The sequence below is a fragment of the Modicisalibacter sp. MOD 31.J genome (assembly GCF_020147985.1).
Taxonomy (GTDB): domain Bacteria; phylum Pseudomonadota; class Gammaproteobacteria; order Pseudomonadales; family Halomonadaceae; genus Modicisalibacter; species Modicisalibacter coralii.
The window spans coordinates 23,345-46,091 of record NZ_JAGXFF010000002.1; the positions used below are offsets into that span (position 1 = coordinate 23,345).

22 protein-coding genes are annotated in these 22,747 nt (G+C 67.2%); 13 read left to right on the forward strand and 9 right to left on the reverse strand.

Features of this window, described 5'->3' with window-relative positions:
- The first annotated feature begins 32 nt into the window (after nt 1–32).
- From ureC to KGR00_RS05555, 5 genes are all read left to right on the forward strand, one after another.
- Nucleotides 33–1,748: an urease subunit alpha gene (gene ureC, locus KGR00_RS05535; protein ID WP_224417359.1), complete on the forward strand. Its 1,716-nt coding sequence runs from the start codon at nt 33–35 to the stop codon at nt 1,746–1,748.
- Between the two features lie 109 nt (nt 1,749–1,857).
- Nucleotides 1,858–2,367, forward strand: a complete 510-nt coding sequence (gene ureE, locus KGR00_RS05540; protein WP_129138621.1) for an urease accessory protein UreE — start codon at nt 1,858–1,860, stop codon at nt 2,365–2,367.
- Nucleotides 2,357–3,043 carry an urease accessory protein UreF gene (locus KGR00_RS05545; RefSeq protein WP_224419802.1) on the forward strand — a complete coding sequence of 229 codons (687 nt, stop codon included), beginning with the start codon at nt 2,357–2,359 and terminating at the stop codon, nt 3,041–3,043. The genes ureE and KGR00_RS05545 overlap by 11 nt, the downstream gene beginning before the upstream one ends.
- Before the next feature lie 202 nt (nt 3,044–3,245).
- A complete protein-coding gene (gene ureG, locus KGR00_RS05550; RefSeq protein ID WP_224417358.1) occupies nt 3,246–3,914 on the forward strand; it encodes an urease accessory protein UreG in 669 nt (222 codons plus the stop codon).
- Nucleotides 3,915–3,942: 28 nt separating this feature from the next.
- Nucleotides 3,943–4,548, forward strand: a complete 606-nt coding sequence (locus tag KGR00_RS05555; protein WP_224417357.1) for a HupE/UreJ family protein — start codon at nt 3,943–3,945, stop codon at nt 4,546–4,548.
- A gap of 73 nt (nt 4,549–4,621) precedes the next feature.
- On the opposite strand, the gene KGR00_RS05560 is transcribed toward KGR00_RS05555, so the two are convergent.
- The 4 genes from KGR00_RS05560 to argF all read right to left on the reverse strand — a co-directional run bounded on the left by KGR00_RS05560 (nt 4,622) and on the right by argF (nt 7,818).
- Nucleotides 4,622–5,425 carry a DUF1206 domain-containing protein gene (locus KGR00_RS05560; protein ID WP_224417356.1) on the reverse strand — a complete coding sequence of 268 codons (804 nt, stop codon included), beginning with the start codon at nt 5,423–5,425 and terminating at the stop codon, nt 4,622–4,624.
- A 44-nt stretch (nt 5,426–5,469) separates the two neighbouring features.
- Nucleotides 5,470–5,877: a hypothetical protein gene (locus KGR00_RS05565; protein WP_224417355.1), complete on the reverse strand. Its 408-nt coding sequence runs from the start codon at nt 5,875–5,877 to the stop codon at nt 5,470–5,472.
- Nucleotides 5,878–6,585: 708 nt separating this feature from the next.
- Nucleotides 6,586–6,765: a DUF2188 domain-containing protein gene (locus tag KGR00_RS05570; RefSeq protein WP_162500799.1), complete on the reverse strand. Its 180-nt coding sequence runs from the start codon at nt 6,763–6,765 to the stop codon at nt 6,586–6,588.
- A 135-nt stretch (nt 6,766–6,900) separates the two neighbouring features.
- Nucleotides 6,901–7,818: an ornithine carbamoyltransferase gene (gene argF, locus KGR00_RS05575; RefSeq protein WP_224417354.1), complete on the reverse strand. Its 918-nt coding sequence runs from the start codon at nt 7,816–7,818 to the stop codon at nt 6,901–6,903.
- A 315-nt stretch (nt 7,819–8,133) separates the two neighbouring features.
- Here argF and KGR00_RS05580 point away from each other — a divergent pair, with 315 nt between their 5' ends.
- Complete coding sequence (locus KGR00_RS05580) at nt 8,134–8,481, forward strand: Grx4 family monothiol glutaredoxin (protein ID WP_129138616.1); 348 nt, start codon at nt 8,134–8,136, stop codon at nt 8,479–8,481.
- Nucleotides 8,482–8,601: 120 nt separating this feature from the next.
- Here KGR00_RS05580 and rnt read toward each other — a convergent pair whose 3' ends face one another.
- Complete coding sequence (gene rnt / locus KGR00_RS05585) at nt 8,602–9,267, reverse strand: ribonuclease T (RefSeq protein WP_129138615.1); 666 nt, start codon at nt 9,265–9,267, stop codon at nt 8,602–8,604.
- Nucleotides 9,268–9,482: 215 nt separating this feature from the next.
- Between rnt and KGR00_RS05590 the strand changes: the two genes are divergently transcribed.
- The 5 genes from KGR00_RS05590 to KGR00_RS05610 all read left to right on the forward strand — a co-directional run bounded on the left by KGR00_RS05590 (nt 9,483) and on the right by KGR00_RS05610 (nt 13,493).
- Nucleotides 9,483–10,703 (forward strand): argininosuccinate synthase, encoded by a 1,221-nt coding sequence (locus tag KGR00_RS05590; RefSeq protein WP_129138614.1) that lies wholly within the window; start codon nt 9,483–9,485, stop codon nt 10,701–10,703.
- Between the two features lie 43 nt (nt 10,704–10,746).
- Nucleotides 10,747–11,037, forward strand: a complete 291-nt coding sequence (locus tag KGR00_RS05595; RefSeq protein ID WP_129138613.1) for an HlyU family transcriptional regulator — start codon at nt 10,747–10,749, stop codon at nt 11,035–11,037.
- Nucleotides 11,038–11,171: 134 nt separating this feature from the next.
- Nucleotides 11,172–11,837: a glutathione S-transferase gene (locus KGR00_RS05600; protein WP_224417353.1), complete on the forward strand. Its 666-nt coding sequence runs from the start codon at nt 11,172–11,174 to the stop codon at nt 11,835–11,837.
- Between the two features lie 79 nt (nt 11,838–11,916).
- A complete protein-coding gene (locus KGR00_RS05605; protein ID WP_224417352.1) occupies nt 11,917–12,969 on the forward strand; it encodes a DUF3524 domain-containing protein in 1,053 nt (350 codons plus the stop codon).
- Between the two features lie 35 nt (nt 12,970–13,004).
- Nucleotides 13,005–13,493, forward strand: a complete 489-nt coding sequence (locus tag KGR00_RS05610; protein WP_224417351.1) for a DUF1161 domain-containing protein — start codon at nt 13,005–13,007, stop codon at nt 13,491–13,493.
- A 25-nt stretch (nt 13,494–13,518) separates the two neighbouring features.
- Here KGR00_RS05610 and KGR00_RS05615 read toward each other — a convergent pair whose 3' ends face one another.
- Complete coding sequence (locus KGR00_RS05615) at nt 13,519–17,799, reverse strand: ExeM/NucH family extracellular endonuclease (RefSeq protein WP_224417350.1); 4,281 nt, start codon at nt 17,797–17,799, stop codon at nt 13,519–13,521.
- 227 nt (nt 17,800–18,026) lie between these two features.
- Between KGR00_RS05615 and KGR00_RS05620 the strand changes: the two genes are divergently transcribed.
- Together KGR00_RS05620 and KGR00_RS05625 are read left to right on the forward strand one after the other, a co-directional pair.
- Entirely contained in the window at nt 18,027–18,971 is a 945-nt protein-coding gene (locus KGR00_RS05620; protein WP_129138608.1) for a DnaJ C-terminal domain-containing protein, read from the forward strand.
- Nucleotides 18,972–18,974: 3 nt separating this feature from the next.
- Nucleotides 18,975–19,283 (forward strand): chaperone modulator CbpM, encoded by a 309-nt coding sequence (locus tag KGR00_RS05625; protein WP_224417349.1) that lies wholly within the window; start codon nt 18,975–18,977, stop codon nt 19,281–19,283.
- Here the strand turns inward: KGR00_RS05625 and nth are convergent.
- The 3 genes from nth to KGR00_RS05640 form a co-directional block, all read right to left on the reverse strand.
- A complete protein-coding gene (gene nth / locus KGR00_RS05630) occupies nt 19,280–19,918 on the reverse strand; it encodes an endonuclease III (protein ID WP_224417348.1) in 639 nt (212 codons plus the stop codon). The genes KGR00_RS05625 and nth overlap by 4 nt on opposite strands.
- On the reverse strand, nt 19,915–20,898 hold the full coding sequence (locus KGR00_RS05635; RefSeq protein ID WP_224417347.1) for an RnfABCDGE type electron transport complex subunit B: 984 nt from the start codon (nt 20,896–20,898) through the stop codon (nt 19,915–19,917). The genes nth and KGR00_RS05635 overlap by 4 nt, the downstream gene beginning before the upstream one ends.
- 76 nt (nt 20,899–20,974) lie before the next feature.
- Nucleotides 20,975–22,561 carry a diguanylate cyclase gene (locus KGR00_RS05640; protein ID WP_224417346.1) on the reverse strand — a complete coding sequence of 529 codons (1,587 nt, stop codon included), beginning with the start codon at nt 22,559–22,561 and terminating at the stop codon, nt 20,975–20,977.
- Nucleotides 22,562–22,747 lie beyond the last annotated feature (186 nt).

Genomic DNA, 22,747 nt, shown 5'->3' on the forward strand with positions numbered 1-22,747 from the left:
AAAGCGCAAAAGCCTGATGAAGGAGGCCAACCATGAAGCCTGCTAGCACGATCACGCGCCAGGCCTATGCCGACATGTACGGCCCGACCGTGGGCGATCGCGTGCGCCTCGGCGACACCGAGCTGTGGATCGAGGTCGAGCGGGATCATACCCATTACGGCGACGAGGTGAAGTTCGGCGGCGGCAAGGTCATCCGCGACGGCATGGGCCAGAGCCAGCGCAACGACGCCGCGGTGATGGACACCGTGATCACCAACGCGCTGATTCTCGACTGGTGGGGCATCGTCAAGGCCGACGTGGGGGTCCAGGGCGGGCGCATCGCCGCCATCGGCAAGGCCGGCAACCCCGATACCCAGCCGGACGTGACGATCGTCATCGGCCCCGGCACCGAGGTCATCGCCGGCGAGGGCAAGATCCTCACCGCCGGCGGCATCGACGCGCACATTCACTTCATCTGTCCGCAGCAGGTGGAAGAAGCCCTGATGAGCGGCGTGACCACCATGCTCGGCGGCGGCACCGGCCCGGCCACGGGGTCGAACGCCACCACCTGCACGCCGGGCGCCTGGCACATCGGCACCATGCTCCAGGCGGTCGACGAACTGCCCATGAACATCGGCCTGCTCGGCAAGGGCAACGCCAGCCTGCCCGAGGCGCTGGAAGCGCAGCTCGAGGCCGGCGCCATGGGCCTCAAGCTCCACGAGGACTGGGGCACCACGCCGGCCTCGATCGACAACTGCCTGAGCGTGGCCGAGCGTTACGACGTGCAGATCGCCATTCATACCGACACGCTCAACGAATCGGGGTTCGTCGAGGATACCCTGGCGGCGTTCAAGGAGCGCGGCATTCACACCTACCACACCGAAGGGGCGGGGGGCGGCCATGCCCCGGACATCATCACCGCCTGTTCCAAGGACTACGTGCTGCCGTCGTCGACCAACCCCACCCGGCCCTACACGGTGAATACCATCGACGAGCATCTCGACATGCTGATGGTCTGCCACCACCTGGACCCCAACATTCCCGAGGACGTGGCCTTCGCCGACTCGCGCATCCGCCGCGAGACCATTGCCGCCGAGGACATCCTCCACGACCTGGGGGTGATCTCGATGATCGCGTCGGACTCCCAGGCCATGGGGCGGGTCGGCGAGGTGATCTGCCGCACCTGGCAGACCGCGCACAAGATGAAGGTCCAGCGCGGCCTGCTGGCGGAAGACGCCGAACGTGGCGCCGACAATGTCCGCGCCCGGCGCTACATCGCCAAGTACACCATCAACCCGGCGATCACCCACGGCATCGCCCACGAGGTCGGTTCGGTGGAGGTCGGCAAGCTCGCCGACCTGGTGCTCTGGTCGCCGGCCTTCTTCGGCGTCAAGCCGGCGCTGATCGTCAAGGGCGGGATGATCGCCGCCGCGCCGATGGGTGACGCCAACGCCTCGATCCCCACGCCGCAGCCGGTGCATTACCGGCCGATGTTCGGCGCCTTCGGCAAGGCGGCCAGTGCGACGCGACTGAGTTTCGTCAGCCAGGCCGCCATCGATGCCGGGATCCAGGCGCGGCTGGGGCTGGCAAGCCGCCTTTCGGCGTGTCGCGACGTACGTGGCGTGCGCAAGGGTGACATGAAGCTCAACGACGCCTGTCCGCAGCTCGAGGTCGACCCGCAGACCTACGAGGTGCGCTGCGACGGCGAGCTGCTGACCTGCGAGCCGGCCACCGAGCTGCCGCTGGCGCAGCGCTATCACTTATTTTAAAGCCACCACGCTCGAGGTTCGGTGGGAGGGAACTCGTTCCCGACGGTTTGACTGGCCAAATCGCGAATAAATTCGCTCCCGCACCTGACCTGCGGTGATGAGGTGAAACATGTGGAAACTGATCGAACGGCTGGGCCCCGTTGCCGCTGACGAGGCGGCCGATACCCTGACGTTGACCTATGAGTTGCGTATTCGCGGGCGTCTGCGGGCGACCAGCGATGGCGGACGCGATCTGGGGTTGTTCCTGGATCGCGGGCCGGTGCTGCGCGACGGCGAAGGGCTCCGCGCCGAGAGCGGCGAGATCGTGCGGATCGTTGCCGCCCCCGAACCGGTCGCCACCGCCTGGGTCACGGCGGGGCTGCCCCTGGCCAGGCTGGCCTATCACCTGGGCAATCGTCACGTGACGCTGGCGCTGGGCGGCGACGACCGCCAGGGCTGGGTGCGTTTCGCGCCGGATCACGTGCTGGAGGAACTGGCGCAACGGCTGGGCGCGCGGATCGAACACCACGCGGCGCCGTTCGATCCCGAACCCGGCGCCTACACGCTCGGTGGGCATTCTCACGGCCATGGGCATTCCCACGACCATGATCACGACCGGGCGCATGACCATGCCCACTGAGGCGCCACGTGATCCGTTGGCGCTGGCCGGGCTGCTGCAGCTTGTCAGCCCGGCGCTGCCGATCGGCGCCTTCGCCTGGTCGCAGGGGCTGGAAAGTGCCTTCGAGCTCGACTGGGTCCGCGACGAAGCCACGCTCGAGGCCTGGCTCGCCGGCGTGCTCGATGACGGCCTGACGCGTTGCGAGCTGCCGGTACTGGCCCGGGCGCAGCGCGCCTGGGCGGCGGGCGATGGCGAGGCGCTGGTCCATTGGAATGTCTGGCTCGCGGCCAACCGGGAAACCGCCGAACTGCTCGAGGAGGAGCGCCGCCTGGGTGCCGCGCTGGTCCGCCTGCTGGGGAATCTGGACCTGCTGCCCCGGACGGCACCGTTACCCGAGTCACCGGGTTATGTGGTGATGTTCGCCGCCGCCGCCGAGCGGCGCGGCGTGGCCATCGAGGAGACGCTGCTGGGGTTCGCCTGGGCCTGGCTGGAGAACCAGCTGACGGTGGCCTGCAAGGCACTGCCGCTCGGCCAGACCGCGGCGCAACGCATCATCGAGCGCCTGCGTCCGCGACTCGCCGAGGCGGTCGATACGGCACTCGCGCTCGACGACGAGGAACTCGGTCCGGCACTGCCGGGGCTGGCGCTGGCCAGCGCCCTGCACGAGACGCAGTATTCGCGACTGTTTCGAAGCTGATGATGCTGGGCGTTAAAAAAAGAGGGAAGAGGGAAGAGGGAAGAGGGAAGAGGGAAGAGGGAAGAGGGAAGAGGGAAGAGGGAAGAGGGAAGCCAGGCGAGTTCCGGATGTGAAGCGCCGTTCTGTCTTCTTCTCGCGGCATCGCCGCGCTTTCTTCATTTCTGTCTCTTATCGATGTGATATTCATGTAAGGAGCAAGACCATGACTCATTGTCTGCGTGTCGGCGTCGGCGGCCCGGTGGGCTCGGGCAAGACGGCGCTGCTGCGTCAGCTGTGCCTGGCGCTGCGCGAGTATTACGACATCGCGGTGGTCACCAACGATATCTATACCCGCGAGGATGCCGACTTCCTGCTCAAGCACGAGGCGCTGCCCGCCGACCGCATCCTCGGGGTCGAGACCGGCGGCTGCCCGCACACCGCGATCCGCGAGGACGCCTCGATGAACCTCGCCGCGATCGACGATCTCCAGGCACGCCATCCCGATCTGGAACTGGTGCTGGTCGAATCCGGGGGCGACAACCTCTCGGCGACCTTCAGCCCCGAGCTGTCCGACCTGACGCTCTACGTGATCGACGTCTCGGCCGGTGACAAGATCCCGCGCAAGGGTGGCCCCGGGATCACCAAGTCGGACCTGCTGATCATCAACAAGATCGACATCGCCGAGTACGTCCATGCCTCGCTGGAGGTGATGGATCGCGATGCCCGCACGATGCGCGGTGAACGGCCGTTCGTGTTCACCAACCTCCACGACGGCGTGGGGCTCGAGACCATCATCGCCTTCATTCTCGAACGCGGCATGCTGCCGGAGCGCCGGCCGCCGGAGCGCCGTCCGGAAGCGACCGCCGATTCGCGCACCACCGCCATCGACTGACACCGATTGACCCGACAAGGAGCTCGACATGCCCTCGCAAGCCCTCTCATCGCGTACCCTGGCCCGGTTTCTGGCCCCCGCGGCCCTGTTGGTCAGTGCCTCGGCTCTCGCCCATCCCGGCGCCCTGGGGCACACCCACGGCGGCAGTTTTCTGGCGGGATTGCTGCACCCGCTGACCGGGCTCGATCATCTGCTGGCGATGGTAGCCATCGGGCTGTGGAGCGTCCGTCAATCGTCGACGTTACGCCGCGTCATGCCGCTGCTGATCGCCCTGGGCATGATCGCCGGCGCCGCTCTTGCCTGGGCCGGCGTGCCGCTGGTGGGGGTCGAGTTCGGCATTGCCTCCAGCGTGTTGCTGGCCGGCATTCTGGTCGCCTGCCTGGTGCGCCTGCCGACGCTGGCCGGCGGCACGCTGGTGTTCGCCTTTATCCTGCTCCACGGCCATGCCCACGGCAGCGAGCTGGCGCCGGGCGCCTCGGCGCTGACCTATGCGGCGGGTTTCTTGATCGCCAGTGTGACGATCACCCTCGGCGGCAGGCTGCTGGGCGGTTGGCTCGAGCGGCATGACAGCCGCTGGGTGCGCGGCCTGGGCGTTGCCATCGCCGGCGCCGGTGGTGCGATGCTGATGAGCTGAGGGCCCCGCCGCTATACAAGGCCCCCTGCAAGGCCCCGGCTAGAGGATCGTCGCCGGGGCGTAGGCATCCGGTTCAGCGGCTCACGTCGCGAAAGCGCGCGTTGACGAAACAGTAGATGGCGTAGGCCATCAGCCCCAGGGCTACCAGCCCCAGCAGCCAGGGGCCGAAGGGCTGGCGCGCCAGGACGTTCAAGGCACCGCCGAGGCCCTGGGCCTGGCTGGGGTTGGCCTGGATGGCGGCGACGACCAGGAAGCCGCCGATGATCAGGAATACCGCTCCCCGGGCGCACAACCCCCAGCGAGTGGCTGCCTCGGCCAGGCGCTGCTGAGCCTCGCTCATCTCGATCATGTGCCAGTTCTTGAGATAGGAACGCTTGATCGCCCGCCAGACCTGGCGCAGGCCGACGCCGGCAAAGCCGATACCGATCGCCAGCACCAGCAGCACGCCGCCCGGGTGGCTCATCAGCTCCGCCGTACGGTCGGTGGTCGAGGTGCTGCCGGTGACGGCGTTACGCAGCAGGTTGGCGCAGTACAGTGCCAGCCCGGCATAGATGCCGCCACTGATCAGAAAGCCCAGTCGCGTGGCCAGGCCGCGAAGGCCATGCCCCAGATGCTCGGTATCCAGCAGGGCCTGAACCGCGCGCCAGATGGCGTAGCCCAGCAGGCCGATGCCCAGCAGGGCCAGCATCACGCTGCCGAAGGGCTGCCCGGCCAGGTGATTGATGGCCTCCTTGGTACCGACATTGCTGCCGCCGAGCCCGGCGGCAGCAAGGCTGGCGAGACCGCCGACGATCAGGTAGACCACCCCCTTGGCCACGTAACCGCAGCGGGCGATGACCTTGATGGCCGGCATCATGACGTGCGAATGAAGATTCACAAGCGCTCCTTGCTTGGTATCGTCCTTGCCTTGCCACGGCGAACTCAGGCTTGGCCGGCACCGGCGCCGCCACCGTCGGCCACCCAGCGCTTGTGGGTCGCCAGTGGCTGCAACAGGTCCAGGACGATCAGATACTCGGTGAGGTTATCGTCGACCAGCACATAGAAGCCCGACTGGGTGTCGGCCTTCACCTCGATCAGGTAGCGGACCCCCTCCAGCGCCGTTCGGTAGGCATCGTTCGGGAGTGCCTCGCCGGTCGACACGTGCACGGTATAGGCATCGGCGACGGTTTCATAGGGCCGGTACCCGGCCTTGTCGAGAAAGGCCGAAAACGACATCGGCTCGTTGGTCGGTTCCTCGTGGACCAGCTCGGCCAGGGTGTTGCAGCGTTTGACCAGCTTGCCGTCACTGTGGCGATAGACGCCCCAGCCCGGTACGTCGTCTCTCAGCATCGTCATTCTCCGGCAGCGTCAGGGTCGTTTCAGTGTAAGTGTCGCCGTGGGGCCGCACAAAGGGTGGTTTTCACGCTGGCAACCGACGGGCGCGCCTCGTCGCGAGTTGGCCACGACGGGATACGCGATTGCCACAAGGGTTCGTGTCGCCAGGGGGAGACATTGCAAGTCGTTGTTTTAGAGAAGATTAATCGATGGTTCATGGAGGGCGTCCTGTCCCGGCAACAGAACTTCGACCAAAGGCGAAAATACGTGGCTCAAGCGAGAGTCTTTGTAGCGATTTTTAATTTTAAATCATTGTTTTTATTGTTTTATTAAGGTTTCTGGCATGGCTTTCGCTATAGGTGGGGTGAGCGGCGAGGCGATGGCCCGGGTGTTACGCAAGACCCCGAAATCGCGTAGCAACTCGAGTGGTCGTCCTCTCGTTCATTGCGATGTGTGACTTAGGTTGCGATGAGACGGCACCGCCTTCGGGCAAGGAATGGTGCTTCGGGAACGGATTCCCCGGCAAGGACGCCACCCCGAATTGCAATGTCCCGCCCATGGCGGGGCGGCAATGGAAGCGTCGACATCTTCGGCGTTTCACCGGGCTTCGGCCCTCAGACATCCCGTTAGTCCCGGGGTGTATCGTGACCCTTCAGTTCCCTGCGTACCTGGGACCGCCACTTGGCGGTCCTTTTTTTCGTTGTCTCGAGACCTCTCGCACGGCTACTCGCGCCCGGGCTTTTCCCGCACCGTCCCATGGGGGCCATGAATCACCAGGTCGACGCCATCGCGCTCGGCCCAGGCCCGACCCTGGGCGATTGCCTCGGCGGGATCCGCGAAGTGCTCTTCGCGTCGTTCGACCTCGCCCTGACGAACGTCCCATTCCTCGTCGTGTGCTGTCACGTGGACTTCCGCTGTCATCTCACGGCCTCCCTTGACCGGTTGCGCAATGCTTCCAGCGTGGTTCGCCTGATCCGACAAGGCTGTAGCGATTTGTCAGCTGCGGGTTGAAATGGGTAAGCCGACACAGCGGTCGGCTTATTCCACGCGACCCAGCAGCAGGAATTCGAGCAGGGCCTTCTGAGCATGCAAGCGGTTGCCGGCTTCCTGCCAGACCACCGCACGCGGGTCGTCGAGCAGGGTCTCGCTGATCTCCTCGCCACGGTGGGCGGGCAGGCAGTGCAGGAACACCACGTCGTCGGCGGCGGTGTCGAGCATCGCCTCGCTGACCTGGAAGCCGGCGAAGGCCTTGGCCCGCTTGGCCTGCTCCTCCTCCTGACCCATCGAGGCCCAGACATCGGTGGTCACCAGGTCGGCGTCGATCACGGCCTGGCGAGGGTCGCGCAGGATCGTGACACGCTCGCCCGCCGTGGCGAGGATCGCCGGGTCGGGGTCGTAGCCTTCCGGGCAGCAGACGCGCAACTGGAAATCGAACTGGCGGGCGGCATTGATCCACGAATGGCACATGTTGTTGCCATCGCCGATCCACACCGCGGTCTTGCCTCGGACCGCGCCGCGGCACTCGGTCCAGGTCATCACGTCGGCAAGCAGCTGACAGGGATGGTAGTCGTCGGTCAAGGCGTTGATCACCGGCACCGTGCTCGCCGCGGCGAACGTCTCGAGGCCGGCATGCGAGAAGGTGCGGATCATCACTGCATCGACCATTTCCGAGAGCACCCGGGCGGTATCGCCGATCGGCTCGCCGCGGCCGAGCTGGGTATCCCGGGAGGAGAGAAACAGCGCATGGCCGCCGAACTGGGCCATCGCCGTCTCGAACGACACCCGGGTACGGGTCGAGGATTTCTCGAAGATCATCGCCAGGGTGCGGTTGGAAAACGGCGTATAGGTCGGGCCGTGGGTCTTGAGGCCGTTCTTGATGGTGATCGCCCGGCGGATCAGGTAGCCGAGTTCCTCCGGGGAGAGATCCAGCAGGGTCAGAAAGTGACGTGTGGCCATGGCAAGCTCCTGTGATCGGCGTGCCGCTAACGAAAAGGGCGCCGAGGGGGCTGGCCTGCCAGCACCTCTCGGCGCCCCGGCCGGAATCGAGAGCCGGCCGCGCGAAAAACGATCATCCTAGCGACAGCCGTGGGGCGGCGCAACGCCGGGACGCCTTTGCGGCACGCGCGAGGAGGCTGACGCGGGAAAGCAGGCGCGGGCCGCAGCAGGGCTGTTTTCAGGCCATTGCCCGCGTAGAATGGGGGGTATCGCGCAATCACTCATCACAAACGCGGCCGGCCGACGCTGTCGGCTGCCCCGGCAAGGAACGAGTTCATGAGCACTACCCTCGAGAACATCCAGCAGCAGATCAGCGAGAACCCGATCCTGATCTACATGAAGGGGACGCCGCAGCTGCCCCAGTGCGGTTTCTCGGCACAGACGGTGCAGGCGCTGATGGCCTGCGGCGAGCGCTTTGCCTTCGTCAACGTGCTCGACAATCCGGACATTCGCGCCGAGCTGCCCAAGTACGCCAACTGGCCCACCTTCCCGCAGTTGTGGGTCCATGGTGAACTGGTCGGCGGCTGCGACATCGTCGTCGAGATGTACCAGAACGGCGAGCTGGAAACGCTGATCAAGGACGCCGCGGCCAAGGCCAAGGCGGAGACCGGCGACGACGCCTGACCGGCATCGCCGTCGGCAAGTCGTCGCATCACCCCCGGCCAGTCGTACTGGCCGGGGGTGTTTTTTTGCTGTCACACGCCGCCATTCTCTTCTTACGGCTTACGGCTTACGGCTTACGGCTTACGGCTCGCCGACGCCCTGTTCGCGCTGGGCGAGGTCCCAGCCGCCGAGGTCCTTGAAGCGATTGACGATGGCGCAGAACAGCTCGGCGGTGCGTTCGGTGTCGTAGCGCGCCGAATGCGCCTCGGTGTTGTCGAAATCGATGCCGGCGGCCCGACAGGCGCGGGCGAGCACGGTCTGGCCGTAGACCAGCCCGGACAGCGTGGCGGTATCGAAGCTCGAGAACGGATGGAAGGGGTTGCGCTTGATGCCGCAACGGGACACCGCGGCATTGAGAAAACCGTGATCGAAGGCGGCGTTGTGGCCGACCAGGATCGCCCGGGTGCAGCCGCTGGACTTGATCGCCTTGCGCACCGGACGAAAGATCTCGCCGAGGGCCTCGCTCTCGGGCATCGACACCCGCTGGCGCAGCGGATTGTCGAGATCGATGCCGGTGAAATCCAGCGCCGCCTGATCGATGTTGGCACCTTCGAAGGGGTCGACGTGAAAGGCGTAGGTCTCGTCGGGCATCAGGTTGCCCAGCGGGTCCATGGTCAGGGTCACCGCGGCGATCTCGAGGATCGCGTCACGCTCGGCATTGAAACCACCGGTTTCCAGATCCACCACCACCGGCAGGAAACTGCGAAAACGCTGGGACATCAGCCCGGGGGCGTTCGCTTCGGCCATGCATCTCTCCCGTCAGAGTCGATTCCCTCGCGGTCGCCCCGCGTCACAATGGCCGGGAGTTTAGCATTTTGCACCACGGGCGTCCCCACCGGCGGTGTTCGCCACCCGGGCTGGACGCTATAATCGCTCGCATCTGCACGCGTCCCGGCTGCCGGCCGGCGCCCGTCGTCATCGCGTGCGACGATTCATTGATGACCCCAAAAGGAGCCCCCCTGATGTCCGATGTGAAAAAGGTAGTCCTCGCCTATTCCGGCGGTCTGGACACCTCCGTGATCGTCAAATGGTTGCAGGAGACCTACGACTGCGAGGTGGTGACCTTCACCGCGGACATCGGTCAGGGCGAGGAGGTCGAGCCAGCGCGCGCCAAGGCGCAGGCCCTGGGCGTCAAGGAAGTCTATATCGAGGACCTGCGCGAGGAGTTCGTCCGCGATTACGTCTATCCGATGTTCCGCGCCAACACCATCTACGAAGGCGAGTACCTGCTGGGCACCTCGATCGCCCGCCCGCTGATCGCCAAGCGGCTGATCGAGATCGCCAACGAGACCGGCGCCGACGCCATCTCTCACGGCGCCACCGGCAAGGGCAACGACCAGGTGCGTTTCGAACTGGGCGCCTACGCGCTCAAGCCGGGGGTCAAGGTGATCGCGCCGTGGCGCGAGTGGGACCTGACCTCCCGCGAAAAGCTGATGAACTACTGCGAGCAGCACGACATCCCGGTGGACTTCTCCAAGAGCAAGACGAAGTCGCCCTACTCGATGGATGCCAACCTGCTGCACATCTCCTACGAGGGCGGCATTCTCGAGGACCCGTGGGCCGAGGCCGAGGAAGACATGTGGCGCTGGAGCGTCTCGCCCGAGGCCGCCCCGGATCAGCCGACCTACATCGAGCTGACCTATGAAAGGGGTGACGTCGTCGCCATCGATGGCGAGCGCCTGGCGCCCCACGACGTGCTGTCCCGTCTCAACAAGCTGGGCGGCGACAACGGTATCGGGCGTCTCGATATCGTCGAGAATCGTTACGTGGGCATGAAGTCGCGCGGCTGCTACGAGACCCCGGGGGGCACCATCATGCTGCGTGCTCACCGTGCCATCGAATCGATCACCCTGGACCGCGAGGCTGCCCACCTCAAGGACGAACTGATGCCCAAGTACGCCGAAGTGATCTACAACGGCTACTGGTGGAGCCCGGAGCGCCGGATGCTCCAGGCGGCGATCGACGAGACCCAGACTCACGTCAACGGCGTGGTACGCATCAAGCTCTACAAGGGCAGCGCCACCGTGGTGGGCCGCAAGTCCGACGAGTCGCTGTTCGACGAGTCCATCGCCACCTTCGAGGATGACGCCGGCGCCTACGATCAGAAGGATGCCGAAGGCTTCATCAAGCTCAACGCCCTGCGCCTGCGGATTGCCGCCGGCAAGGGCCGCAGCGCGAACTGAGGCGTCCGCCCCGACTCGTGCGGGGCGAACGCGGGGAGGTGACATGCTCAAGAAACTGATCGGCGGGCTGTTTCGTGGCGGCGACGTCAACGACGAGGAGATGCCCGCCACCGACTATCGCGGTTACCTGATCACGCCCGACCCTCAGGACGCCGGCGGTCAGTACCGTGTCAGCGGCTGGATCCGCAAGCCCGTCGAGGGCGGCGAGACGCTGGAGCATCGCTTCGAGCGCTCCGACGTCCTCGCCTCGCGAGACGCCTGCGTCGAACTCACGGTGCACAAGGCCGAGCGTTTCATCGACGATCTGGGCGACGAGATCTTCGACAAGCGTTGAATGCCGGAGGCTGCTCCCGAAACGGCGCTTCGGCGCCGTTTTTTTCGTCTCGGGAATCGGTGGGCTCGCCGCTGCCGGCGATTGCCGTTAGAGTCGGACCTTGAAGTCGCGCCGACACCGACAGGGGGACGGGCATGATCGAGGTTCATCATCTGGAAAATTCTCGCTCGCAGCGCGTGTTATGGCTGCTCGAGGAGCTGGAACTCGAGTACCGGGTGGTCGAGTACCGCCGCGACCCGCAGACGATGCTGGCGCCGGATTCGCTCAAGCGGGTACATCCCCTGGGCAAGGCGCCGGTGGTCGTCGACGGCGACGTGACCCTGGCCGAATCCGGGGCGATCATCGATTACCTGGTCGAGACCTACGACACCGCGGGCCGGCTGACACCGACCCCGACGACCCCGGAGTGGCGGGCCTACCGCTACTGGCTGCATTATGCCGAGGGATCGGCGATGCCACTGCTGGTGATGTCGCTGGTCTTCACCCGGCTGGCCAAGCCGCCGGTCCCGGCATTGATGCGCCCCTTCGGTCGGCTGCTGGGCAATGGCGTCAAGGCCCAGTATCTGGAGCCCCGGCTTCGCGAGCATCTGGACTTCTGGGAGCAGACGCTGTCGGCGACGACGTGGTTCGCCGGCGAAACCTTCAGTGCCGCCGACATCCAGATGAGCTTTCCGCTGCTGGCGTGTGAATCGCGGGGCGGCCTGGGGAAACGGCCGCATCTCGAGGCCTTCATGGCGCGCATGCGCGAACGGCCGACCTACCGCCGGGCGGTGGAGAAGGGCGGGGAGTTCTCTCTCTGACGATGGTTCGCCAAGGGGACGTTTTTCACCCCGGATCACGACGGGATACGCTGGCCCGGCGTCCGTCGAGGAGTTCCACGTGAAAGCCCTGTTGCTCTCCGCCTATGCTGCCGTCAGCCATCGCCAGTGGGCGAGCGGACTGCAGGCCCAGTTCCCCGACATCGACTGGCAGGTGCTGGAACTGCCGCCGCGTCACTTTCAATGGCGCGTGCGCGGCAATCCGCTCACCTGGCTGGTCGAGGCGGGGGACACATTGAGCCAGGCCTACGACCTGGTCCTGGTGACCTCGATGGTCGATCTGGCGACGCTGATCGGGCTCTGCCCGTCACTGGCCCGGGCCCGCAAGGTGGTCTACTTCCACGAGAACCAGTTTGCCTTCCCGCTCGCCGAGGGGCAGACGCTGCGTCCCGAGCCGCTGATGGTCAATCTCTACAGCGCCCTGGCGGCGGATGTGGTGGTCTTCAACAGCGCCTACAATCGCGACAGCCTGGTCGACGGGGCCCGGCGCTTTCTCGCTCGCATGCCCGAACGACTGGCCGTCGACGCGCGTCTCGCCGAGATCGCCGCAAAGTCGACGATCCTGCCGGTCCCCTTGCCCGAGCGCCGGCCGACTGCCGCGTCGCCGGGCAACCGGCTGGTCTGGAACCATCGCTGGGAGTACGACAAGAACCCCGAGACCTTCTTCGCCGCCCTCGAGCGACTCGCCGAACGGGGCGTCGACTTCGAGGTGGCGGTGATGGGCCAGCAGTTCCGCCAGCGCCCGGCGGTCTTCGATGCCGCCCGCCAGCGCCTGGGCGAGCGCGTGGTGTGCTGGGGCGAGCAGCCCGGCGCGGCCTATCGCGAGATGCTCGAGGCCTCGGCCATCGTGGTCTCGACCACGCACCACGAGTTCCAGGGGCTGGCGATCATGGAGGCGGTCGGCCACGGCTGCCTGCCGCTGGTGCCCGACCGGCTGTGCTTCCCCGAGTACTATCCCGAGGCCTGCCGCTACGCCGGCGACCGGGCCGCGCTGGAGGCGCGGCTCGCCGAGTGGCTGACCCGGCCCGAGCGGCGCCCGGCGCTGCCCGACGCTCGGGCCTGGCAGTGGCCGGCCTGGCGCGACGGCTATGCCGCCGTGCTGGGGAAGCGTTGAATCAATCGGCGAGACGGAGAGATCAAGGAGTCATCATGCGTACCCCGACAGCAACCCTCATCGCCATCATCGGCGGGCTCTGCCTGGTCCCGACCACGGCCTGGACGCAGACCGAGTCCGGCAGCGCGACGTCCGGTCAGCCGCCGCAAACACGCCTGGCGTGCAGCAAGCTGCAGGCGCAGATCGAGCAGACGATTCGTGCCAATGGCGCGCGCCACTTCCTGCTGGCGATCGTCGACAACGCCCAGGTCGCAGACGGCGTGGTGCGGGCCGGCGAACCGTACGCCGGCGCCGAGGTGGTCGGCAGTTGCGATGGCGGCACGCACAAGATCGTCTATAGTCGCCACGCGGCGACCCGGAGCAGCGCGCCGGTGCCGGATACGGCCGTGGGCACCACGGCTGCGGCGTCAGCCGGTACCCAGCCGGATGGCGCGACGTCCGCCGGCGAACCGCCCGATGACAGGGGCCGCCAGGGCCCTGACGGGCGGGTGCGCGATACGCTGACGCCGGCCTCGTCGCCCTGAGGCAGGCGTCAGCGGGTGTGGCACGCTAGCCGATCATGGTGGCGGTTTCGGCGCTGCCGCCCAGATCGAGACCGACGACCACCGGGTCGTGATCCGAGGCGCGGTAGGGGCCGTCATCGTAGAAGGACGCCACCTGTGCGTCGGACTTGTACTCGGTGTTGTAGTCCAGCACCGTCGGCTCGTCGGCATTGATGTGCCAGGTGGTGGTGCCGGTCACCTGATCGGCGAGCGACGCGCTGGCCAGGGCGTGATCGAGCGATCCCCACTGGCCGTCGTAGCTGTACGAATAATCATCGTCGAGCAGCGTGAAGCCATCGTCCTCTAGTGTGGTGATCGGATCTTCGCTGGCGTAGCTGTTGAAGTCGCCGATCAGCAGTACGTCGCTGTCGCCACTGTCGGTCGGATCGCTGACGACCCACTCGGCGAGCTGCTCGGCGGCCTCGACGCGCGCCGGATTGTTGTTGCCCTGGCCGTCGCCGATGGCGTCCTGTCCGTCGATCACGCTGCCCTTGGACTTGAAGTGGTTGACCGCCACCGAGACGGTCTCGCCGGTGGCGTTGTCGCGGAAGGTCTGCAGGATCGGCACGCGGCTGCCCTCGGCGAAATCGCCGTCGTAGCCCGCGGCATTGCCTGCCGGCGTGACCGAGTCCGCCTTGTAGATCAGGCCCACGGCGATGGCATCGCCGCCCGGTGCCGCGATGTCGCCGTCGGCGTCCTTCGGCGTGACGTAGCGCCACTCGGCAGCGGGGTCGGCGGCATCGAGCGCGTCGACCAGGTGGGCGATGGCACTCTCGTCACCGTAGCCATCGTTCTCGATCTCCATCAGTCCGACCACGTCGGCATCGCTGGCGTTGATGGCGTCGACGATCTTGGCCTGCTGGCGGGTCAGTTCCAGGGCACTATCGGCGCCGCGCGGGTCGTGTTCGGTGCCCGCCGGGGTGGTGACGCTGTTGCCGTTCTCGTCGAGCGTGGTGAAGTAGTTGAGCACATTGAACGAGGCGACCTTGAGGGTGGCCTCGCCCAGCGCATCGGCGTCGGGCGTCTCCGGGCGGGCATTGCTGGGCCGGAAATCCTGGCCCTCGCTGCTCTGCAGGCGCCACTGCTGATGAGCGAAGTCGAGCACCCCGGTCGCCCGATCCAGGGTGTCGCCGCCGCGCAGGGTGTTCTCGGCGGAGAGGGGCTCGCCGTGGCGGGCGAAGATCACCTCGGCGGGGTTCTGCACGTTACTGGCGTCGTCGAGCACGATGGAGCGGCTGTCGCTGTCGTCCAGCCACTGCTGGTAGCCGGCCTGGTCGGGGGCGTGGTGCTCGGTGTATTGCTCGAGACGACCGCCGCTGGAGAGCGTGACGCTGCCGTAGCGGCCGAGCTCGTAGGTGTCGGTGACGGAGAGCGGCGAAGTGTCCTCGCCGGTGATGGCCACGCGCATGCCCTCGAAGGCGGCGAGCGTCGACTTGTCGGCGATGGGCAGCGTCACCTCGGTGATCGAGGGCAGGGCCTGATCCCGGGCCTGGACCTGCAAGTCGCCGACATCGGAGAGCTCGGTCTTGCCCTGGTACTGGGTCACGGTACCGGAGAGACGGACCCGGTCGCCAAGGGCGACATCGTCGGCGTTCGGCGCATAGACGAACAGGCCTTCGGCGGTCTGGGCGTCAGCGTCCCGATCGGCGTCTTCTTCCTGGATGAAAAAACCATCCAGTCCGTCCTGAGCGTCCAGGGTGACGATGGCATCGAGGGTGACCTGCCGGCCTTCCAGCGGGCTGACCATGCCGGTGCCCTGAACCTGGGAGATCAGGGTGACATCGCTCGTCGCGGGCGGGGTGTCGCTGCCGACGAGCCGGCCCGGCGTGGCGAGCGCCGGGGTTGCGTCGTCGTCACCGCCGAGGGCATCGCTGGTGACGCCACCGGCGTCGCGGGTGGTGAAACGCTGATTGGCGACGTCCCAGGAGGCCGCGTCGCTCTGCCGGGTATCCGGGTAGGCCTCGGTCGCCGCCAGGGTGGCGCGGCCCGGCTCGCCGAGCCACAAGGTGACCTGATCGCCGCCACCGCCGAGGCCCGCGGCACTGCCGGTATGGCCGATCTCCACGCCATCCAGGTCGGTGTCCGAACGCCATGCCTGACGGAATTCATCGGCCGCCGCGGCGTCGCCGTCGACCATCACGATGGCGGTGGCACCCGGCGCGAGGGTCGTCAATCCCTGAACCTGGACGGCGTCTTCGGGATCGGCGCTGTCATCGTCGTAGTAGAGCGGTGTCCGGCCGAAATCGATTGTCGAGTCGCCGGTGTTGGTGATCTCGAACCAGTCCTCGGTGACATCGCTGCCGGCCTGGCCGGGCCAGATTTCGCTGACGGCGATGCCGAGATCCCGAGCCTCGGGGTCCCCCAGCGGGGCATGGCCGGTCGCGACGCTGAAATCCGGGTTGCCGTCCGGGGCGTCACCCGCCTGCCAGGCAGCGGCGTTGCTCAGTTCCTGCCGCAGTGCCTCGGCAGTCCCCGCCGTGGCGCCGCTGTAGTGACCGCTCACACTGTCCGGCGGCAGGGTGAGGTCGGCAGCGTTATCGGCGCTGTTGCCGACCCGATAGAGGGGGGCGCCATCGGCGTCGCGGACCGTCACGCCGTCGGCGAGCGACAGGGTGAATGCGCCGTCGAATTGGTCGGCGTGGGTGGTCGTGTCGATCACGCTGCCGGCGGCCACGCCCTTCTGTGGCGCGGTCCAGGTGACCCGGCCGTCGGCGCTCTCGAAGACCAGCACGGCCCCCGGCGTGATCGCTTCCAGGGCGACGAAGCCGAAGCTCGCGTCGCTTTCGTCGAGTGCCGTGAAGGCGATGTCGCCGGCCTGCGGGGCGAGGCTCGGCAAGGCGTCGATACTGATCGTCGAGGAGGTGAAGGTCTGGATGGCGTCGTCCAGGTCCTTGGACTCGGTGCCGGTATCGGACCAGTCGGTGGTGCCGTTGTCGTAGTCGACATCGACGCTGACCGAGCCGTCGGCATGGACCTCGATATCGCTCAGCGTCTCGGCGGTGCCGCCGGTCGCCTCGGCATTGGTGTCGAGATCCACGCCGGCGACCCGAGCGGCCTTGTGGGCGCCGTCCCAGCGGTAGAGCTGGAAGTCGTCGTTGCCGTCATCGCCATCCTGGTCACCGGGGTTGGCGGGGCCGGCGCTGACCAGCCAGGTACCGTCGCCGACCGCCTTGATGTCGCGAATGGTGCGACCGCCGAGATCGAGCCCGAGCGCCTCGCCGAATCGGGCTTCGTCCGCGCTGCCCGCGGCCATCAGTGCATCGACGTTGGTCACCGGCAGCACCAGGGCGCGGCCGTCGCTGTCGATGGGCGCACGCAGGCCGAGATACAGCGTGCCATCCCGGTAGGCGGAACCCTCCACCTCGAAATCGTCGAAATCCAGCGCCGGGCGGTGGTCGGCGGCCCAGCCCATGACCGCCTCGTCGAGGCCGCTGAACTGCCCGGTCACCTCGACCTGCAGCGAGTCGGCATCGTGGCCGGTGATGCGCGTGCCGAAGACCATCGAGCGCTCGCCGTTGGACAGCGAGCCGAGCCAGTAGTAGGTAGCGTTGCCGGCATCGACCACCGATTCGATGTCGACTTCATCGCCGTCTTCGAGGCCGAGCGCCGCATCGAGATCGAAGCGTTCGAGCGGGGCGCCGGAACGGTCGTGGTCGTAGAGCCGCAGGGTCTGGTCTTCATCGTCGCCGACCAGGATCAGGCCGTCGCCGATCGCGATGGCCGCCGAGGTGTCCGAGGCGCCGGTATGAAAGCGCGCCGCGTTGTTGGTAGCGGTGCCGTCGGCGGCGGCGTAATCCAGCGTGTAGCGCGTCTCTTGCTCGCCGTCGTCGACGGTCACCGTGATGGTGGCCTCGCCGGCGCTCACCGGGGCGATACGCAGCACGTCGTCGTCGTCCAGCGCGGCGCGGGCGACGCTGGGATCGCTGCTTGCGACGCTCACCGTCAGGTCGCGGCGCGCGGTATCCGCATCGGCGATCTCCAGGGCGATGCCTTCGGTCAGGGCCGGGTCGGTGGGGTCACCGACCACGCCGCGAATCTCGCCACCGTCATCGGTCAGTGGCAGACGTTGCGTGGCCGTCTCGGCGAGATGGATGGTCGGCGCGGCGGGCTCGGCGGGCGTCTCCCCCGGGGTGCCGTGCCACCAGTCGAACAGGTCGTCCAGGAAACGCTCGACTCGCTCGAACAGGTCGTCGATCAGCCACTGGCCGTGCCAGGAAGCACCACCGAAAGTGGCCGTCGTGGCGTCGTCGTGAAAGCGGTAGGGCGAGGTGAGAGAGAACAGCGACATGACGGAATCCTTGTGTACGCGGCGAAATCAGGAGTGCACGCTTCACTTTGGACTCTAGGCCGCCAATGTTGTAACCCTGTTGCAGTGACATGAACGCGGCGCCGGCTGGCGAGCCTGTATCGCCGGGCTGGTCCGTCGGCCGTTGACCTGCATCAAGGCGCGACACGACGGCGGCGATGCACGATAGTGAAAACCGGGCCGACTCGGGCCGTGCGCGGGAAGGTGACATGGAATTCAAGGACTACTATCGGGTTCTGGGCGTCGAGCGCGACGCCTCGCAGGACGACATCAAGCGCGCCTATCGCAGAATGGCGCGCAAGTATCACCCGGATGTCAGCCAGGAGGCCGACGCCAGCGAGCGCTTCAAGGAGGTGGGCGAAGCCTACGAAGTGCTCAAGGACCCCGAGAAGCGGGCGGCCTACGATCAGCTCGGCCGGCAGTGGCAGCCGGGCGAGGAGTTCCGCCCGCCACCGGACTGGGATGCCGGCTTCGCCTTCTCGGGCGGTGGTTTCACCGAAGGCGACATGGGCGGGTTCAGCGATTTCTTCGAGACCCTGTTCGGTCACGGCTTTTCGCCGGGGGCACGTCGCGGCGGTTTCCACGCCCATGGCGAGGACCGTCACGCGCGCATCGAGATCGATCTCGAGGACAGCTATCGCGGCGCCAGTCATGTCATCACCCTGCGCCTGCCGCAGCACGAGGGACACGGACGGGTGACCTGGCACGAGCGCAAGCTCAACGTCACCATCCCCAAGGGGGTCGCCCCGGGCCAGCATATCCGTCTGGCCGGGCAGGGCGAACCGGGAATGGGCGAGGGCCGGGCCGGCGACCTCTATCTCGAGGTCGTCTTCCGGCCCCACCTGCTCTATCGCCTGGAGGGGCGCGACGTGCTGCTCGAGCTGCCGGTGGCGCCCTGGGAAGCGGCGTTGGGCGGGCCGATCAAGGTGCCCACGCCCAAGGGCAGCGTGGAGGTCAAGATCCCCGCCAACGCCACTCACGGCAGCCGGCTGCGCCTCAAGGGCCGCGGCCTGCCGTCGACGACGCCCGGCGATTTCCTGGTCGTGCTGAAGATCGTCCAGCCGAAACTGGAGAGCGAGGCCGATCGTGACGCCTATCGGCGTCTGGCCGAGCACTTCGCCACCTTCAAACCCCGCGCCCGGCTGGGAGGATAAGCGATGAGCGAGTCATCGAGCGTGACCGGCGAGATTCTCGAGGAGCAGACCGCACTGAGCCTGGCCGATCTGAGCCGGGCCTGCGCGGTGCATGCCGAGGCGATCGTCGAGCTGGTCGACGAGGGCATTCTGACGCCTAGCGGCCCCGCGCCCCATCGCTGGCGCTTCAGCGGACGCCATCTGGTCCGCGCCCGCGTGGCCCTGCGCCTGCAGCAGGATCTGGGGGTCAACCTGCCCGGCGCGGCGCTGGCGCTGGAGCTGATGGACGAGATCGAGCAACTGCGCCGGGGCAGTGTTGAACGGCGTGGTTAGACTGGTTCGGTCTTGTCCGGATATTCACACAGATCCTCGATCACGCAGCTGCCACAGCGGGGCTTGCGCGCCACGCAGGTGTAGCGGCCGTGGAGGATCAGCCAGTGATGGGCGTCGCGGCGAAATTCGCGGGGCACATGGCGCAGCAGCTTCTGTTCGACCTCGACGACGTTCTTGCCGGGGGCGATGCGCGTGCGATTCGCGACCCGGAAGATATGCGTATCCACGGCGATGGTCGGCTGGCCGAAGGCGGTGTTGAGGATCACGTTGGCGGTCTTGCGACCGACGCCGGGGAGGGCTTCCAGCGCGGCGCGGGTCTGAGGAACCTCGCCGTCGTGCCGGTCGACCAGGAGCCGGCAGGTCTTCATCAGGTTCTCGGCCTTGGTGTTGTACAGGCCGATGGTCTTGATGTAGCCCTTCAGCCCCTCGATCCCCAGGTCGAGGATCGCCTGCGGGGTGTTGGCCACCGGGAACAGTCGGGCGCAGGCCTTGTTGACACCGACGTCGGTGGCCTGGGCGGAGAGCAGCACGGCGACGAGCAGTTCGAACGGCGTCGACCAGTCGAGTTCGGTGGTGGGCTCGGGGGTGTGTTCGCGCAGGCGGGCGAAGATTTCGTGGCGTTTCTGGGCGTTCATGACGTTCCGGGACCGGGAGAGGGGGCGATGCGTTCTTCACGGGCGGCGTCACGCATCGTGCGGGCCTGTTCGCATTGCTCGCGGGCCGCGACGATGGCGGTCTCGTCCCCCTGGCGCTCGGCGTGGGCGAGCTGCGCGCGGGCGCGGCGCAGGGCCTGTTCGGCGGCGTTGATCGCCATGCGCCGGCGATGGGCCTGGCCCGTGGCGGCGGGCGCTGCGCCGTCGGCAAGCTGGCGCTCCACCGTTGCCAGACGCTCGCGATACTCGGCGAGTCGCCGCTCGATGTCGCCGGCCTGGGCGTCGTCGGTCTGCCGGTGCTGCCGCTCGAGGCGCTTGATGGCTGCCGTCAGTGTCGCGCGGGTGGTCTTCAGCGTCTGCACATCGGGCGCCGTATCGCGTGCCGGGGCCGGCCGGGGGGAGGCCGCGTGCGAGCGCATCGCCTGACGGCGTGCGCGGCGCGCTTCGGCCTGCTCGGCGAGGCGACGCTCGCGGGCCGCGTGACGGTGGCGGCCGAGCTCGGCGCGACGCGCCAGAAAGGCATCCTGCGCGGCGCTCGTCCCGGCCACCAGCCAGTCGGGATGGGGGACGATGTCGATGCAGTCCACCGGGCAGGGCGCCACGCACAGTTCGCAGCCGGTGCATTCGCCCGCGATGACGGTGTGCATGCGCTTGGCGGCACCGAGAATCGCATCCACCGGGCAGGCCTGAATGCACTTGGTGCAACCGATGCACTCTTCCTCGCGGATCACGGCGACCTGCGGCGACTCGGCCGGGCGTTCCAGCGGTGTCGCCGGCTGACCGGTGAGGTCGGCCAGCCGCCGCAGGGTCCGCTCGCCCCCCGGCGGGCACTTGTTGATCGCTTCGCCCTCGGCGATGGCTTCGGCATAGGGGCGACAGCCGGCGTGTCCGCACTTGCCGCACTGGGTCTGCGGCAGCTCGGCATCGATACGCTCGACACTGATGACGGCGGAATCGGGCAACGGCAGGCTCCTCGGTGAAAAGTCGCCATTGTAACCCCGCGTCGACGTCGCTTCGAGAGTGGCGCGGGCCGAGGCGTCAGGCCGTGGTGCCGTCCGCCGCCACGCGACTGGTGTTGCGCCCGCCCTGCTTGGCGGCATACAGCGCCGCATCGGCGGCGGCGATCAGACGGCTGGTCTGGCAGGGGGCCAGGGGCGAGTAGAGCGCCACGCCGAGGCTGATCGTCACCACACTGGCGATCGGCGAGTCGGCGTGAGGCAGGCCCAGCGCCTCGACGGCGCGGCGCAGGGCTTCGGCGGCATGCAGTCCCGACCCCTTGGCGTAGCCGGGGAGAACGATCATGAACTCTTCGCCGCCGGTACGTGCCACCAACTGGCCGGGCTGGTCGAACTGTCGCTGCATGCACTGGGCGATCGCTACCAGGCAGCGGTCGCCGGCGGGATGGCCGTAGCGGTCGTTGTAAGCCTTGAAGTGGTCGATATCCACCATCACCAGCGCGAGCCAGCTGCGGGTGCGGGCGGCATGGTCGAGGGCCTGGGTCAAATGGTCGTCGAACAGGCGCCGGTTGGCCAGCCCGGTCAGCGGGTCGTGCTGGGACAGGGCGACCAGCGACGAGGTCTGGCGTTGCTGGTGGTCGAGCAGGTGGCGAAATTCGCGCGACAGGATGCCGATCTCGTCGTTCCGCGTTTGCGCGATGAACGATATCTCGCGACTGCCATCGAGGCGGGCCTGCTGGGCGAACGTGGCGAGGCGGCGCAGGGGGGCGAGAATCATGGTCTCCAGCAGGACCAGGACCACGACGAGAACCACCATCAGCAGGCCCAGGGTCCAGTAGAGCGCGAAACGAAAGGTCTCGAGACTGGCCCGGAAACTTTCGCGGGGCAGGCGTGCGAGCAGTTCCAGATCGAAGGGCTTGGGATCGGCCTCGAGGCGGCGTGTCGCCAGCATGGTCTGGGTATCCGGGCGCGACAGGGTGGGGCCGAGACGGTGCGGGCCGAGTGACGAGACCGCGGTGAGGGATAGATCGACCCCGCTGCTCTGGTTCAACCGGGCGAGCCAGTCATCGTCCATTACCCGGATCATGGCCAGCCAGCCGGCACTGGGGCCGCCGCCGTCACTCTCGAGAATCGGCCACATGCTGACCATGGCCCGCTCGGGCTTGCTGATCAGCCAGGTGGCGCGGGAATCGTCGAACCCTTCCCGGGTCCGGCGGCGTACCGAGTCGACGAGCGGGGCGGCCCAGCGGCACGGCCCGTCGAGTCGGTAGCAAAGATGATAGGCGTCGTCGTCGGGGGCGAGGCCGGCCGCCAGGTAGAGTGACCCGTCCGCATGCAGAAAGACCATCATCCGCAGCTTGTCCTCCTCGAAGACCAGGCCGTCGGCGAGATTGCTGTCCAGATAGTCGGGTCTTTGCCCCTGAACGAACTCATAGCTGGCGTCCCAGTACGCCCAGTCCTTGGTCAGCAGGCTGAGATGGTCGAGCTCGCTGTCGATGGCCCGCTGGGCGCGATCGAGTTCGGCGCCAGCGTATTCGCTTTCCTTGTCGAGCAGTGCCGGCACCACCAGCAGCTTGGCGATCACGGCGAGTGCCATCACCGCCAGCAGCAGCACGCCCCCGAGTGCCAGGAAGAAACGACAGCGCAGTGAGGACAGCCTTCGTGACATGGCGGATCATCGTCGAGAAATGGAGCGAGTTTTGTAAGAGATTTCCTACAAACTCACTATCCTTATCGGCGACCGAGCGGGGAAGTTGAGTTGCGATTGGGGGCGGAAAGGCAAACAAGCGTGACAAGACGCCGTGCCCGACCGGTCGGTGGCGCGTGACGGCAGCCGGTGGCGAAACCGCCACCG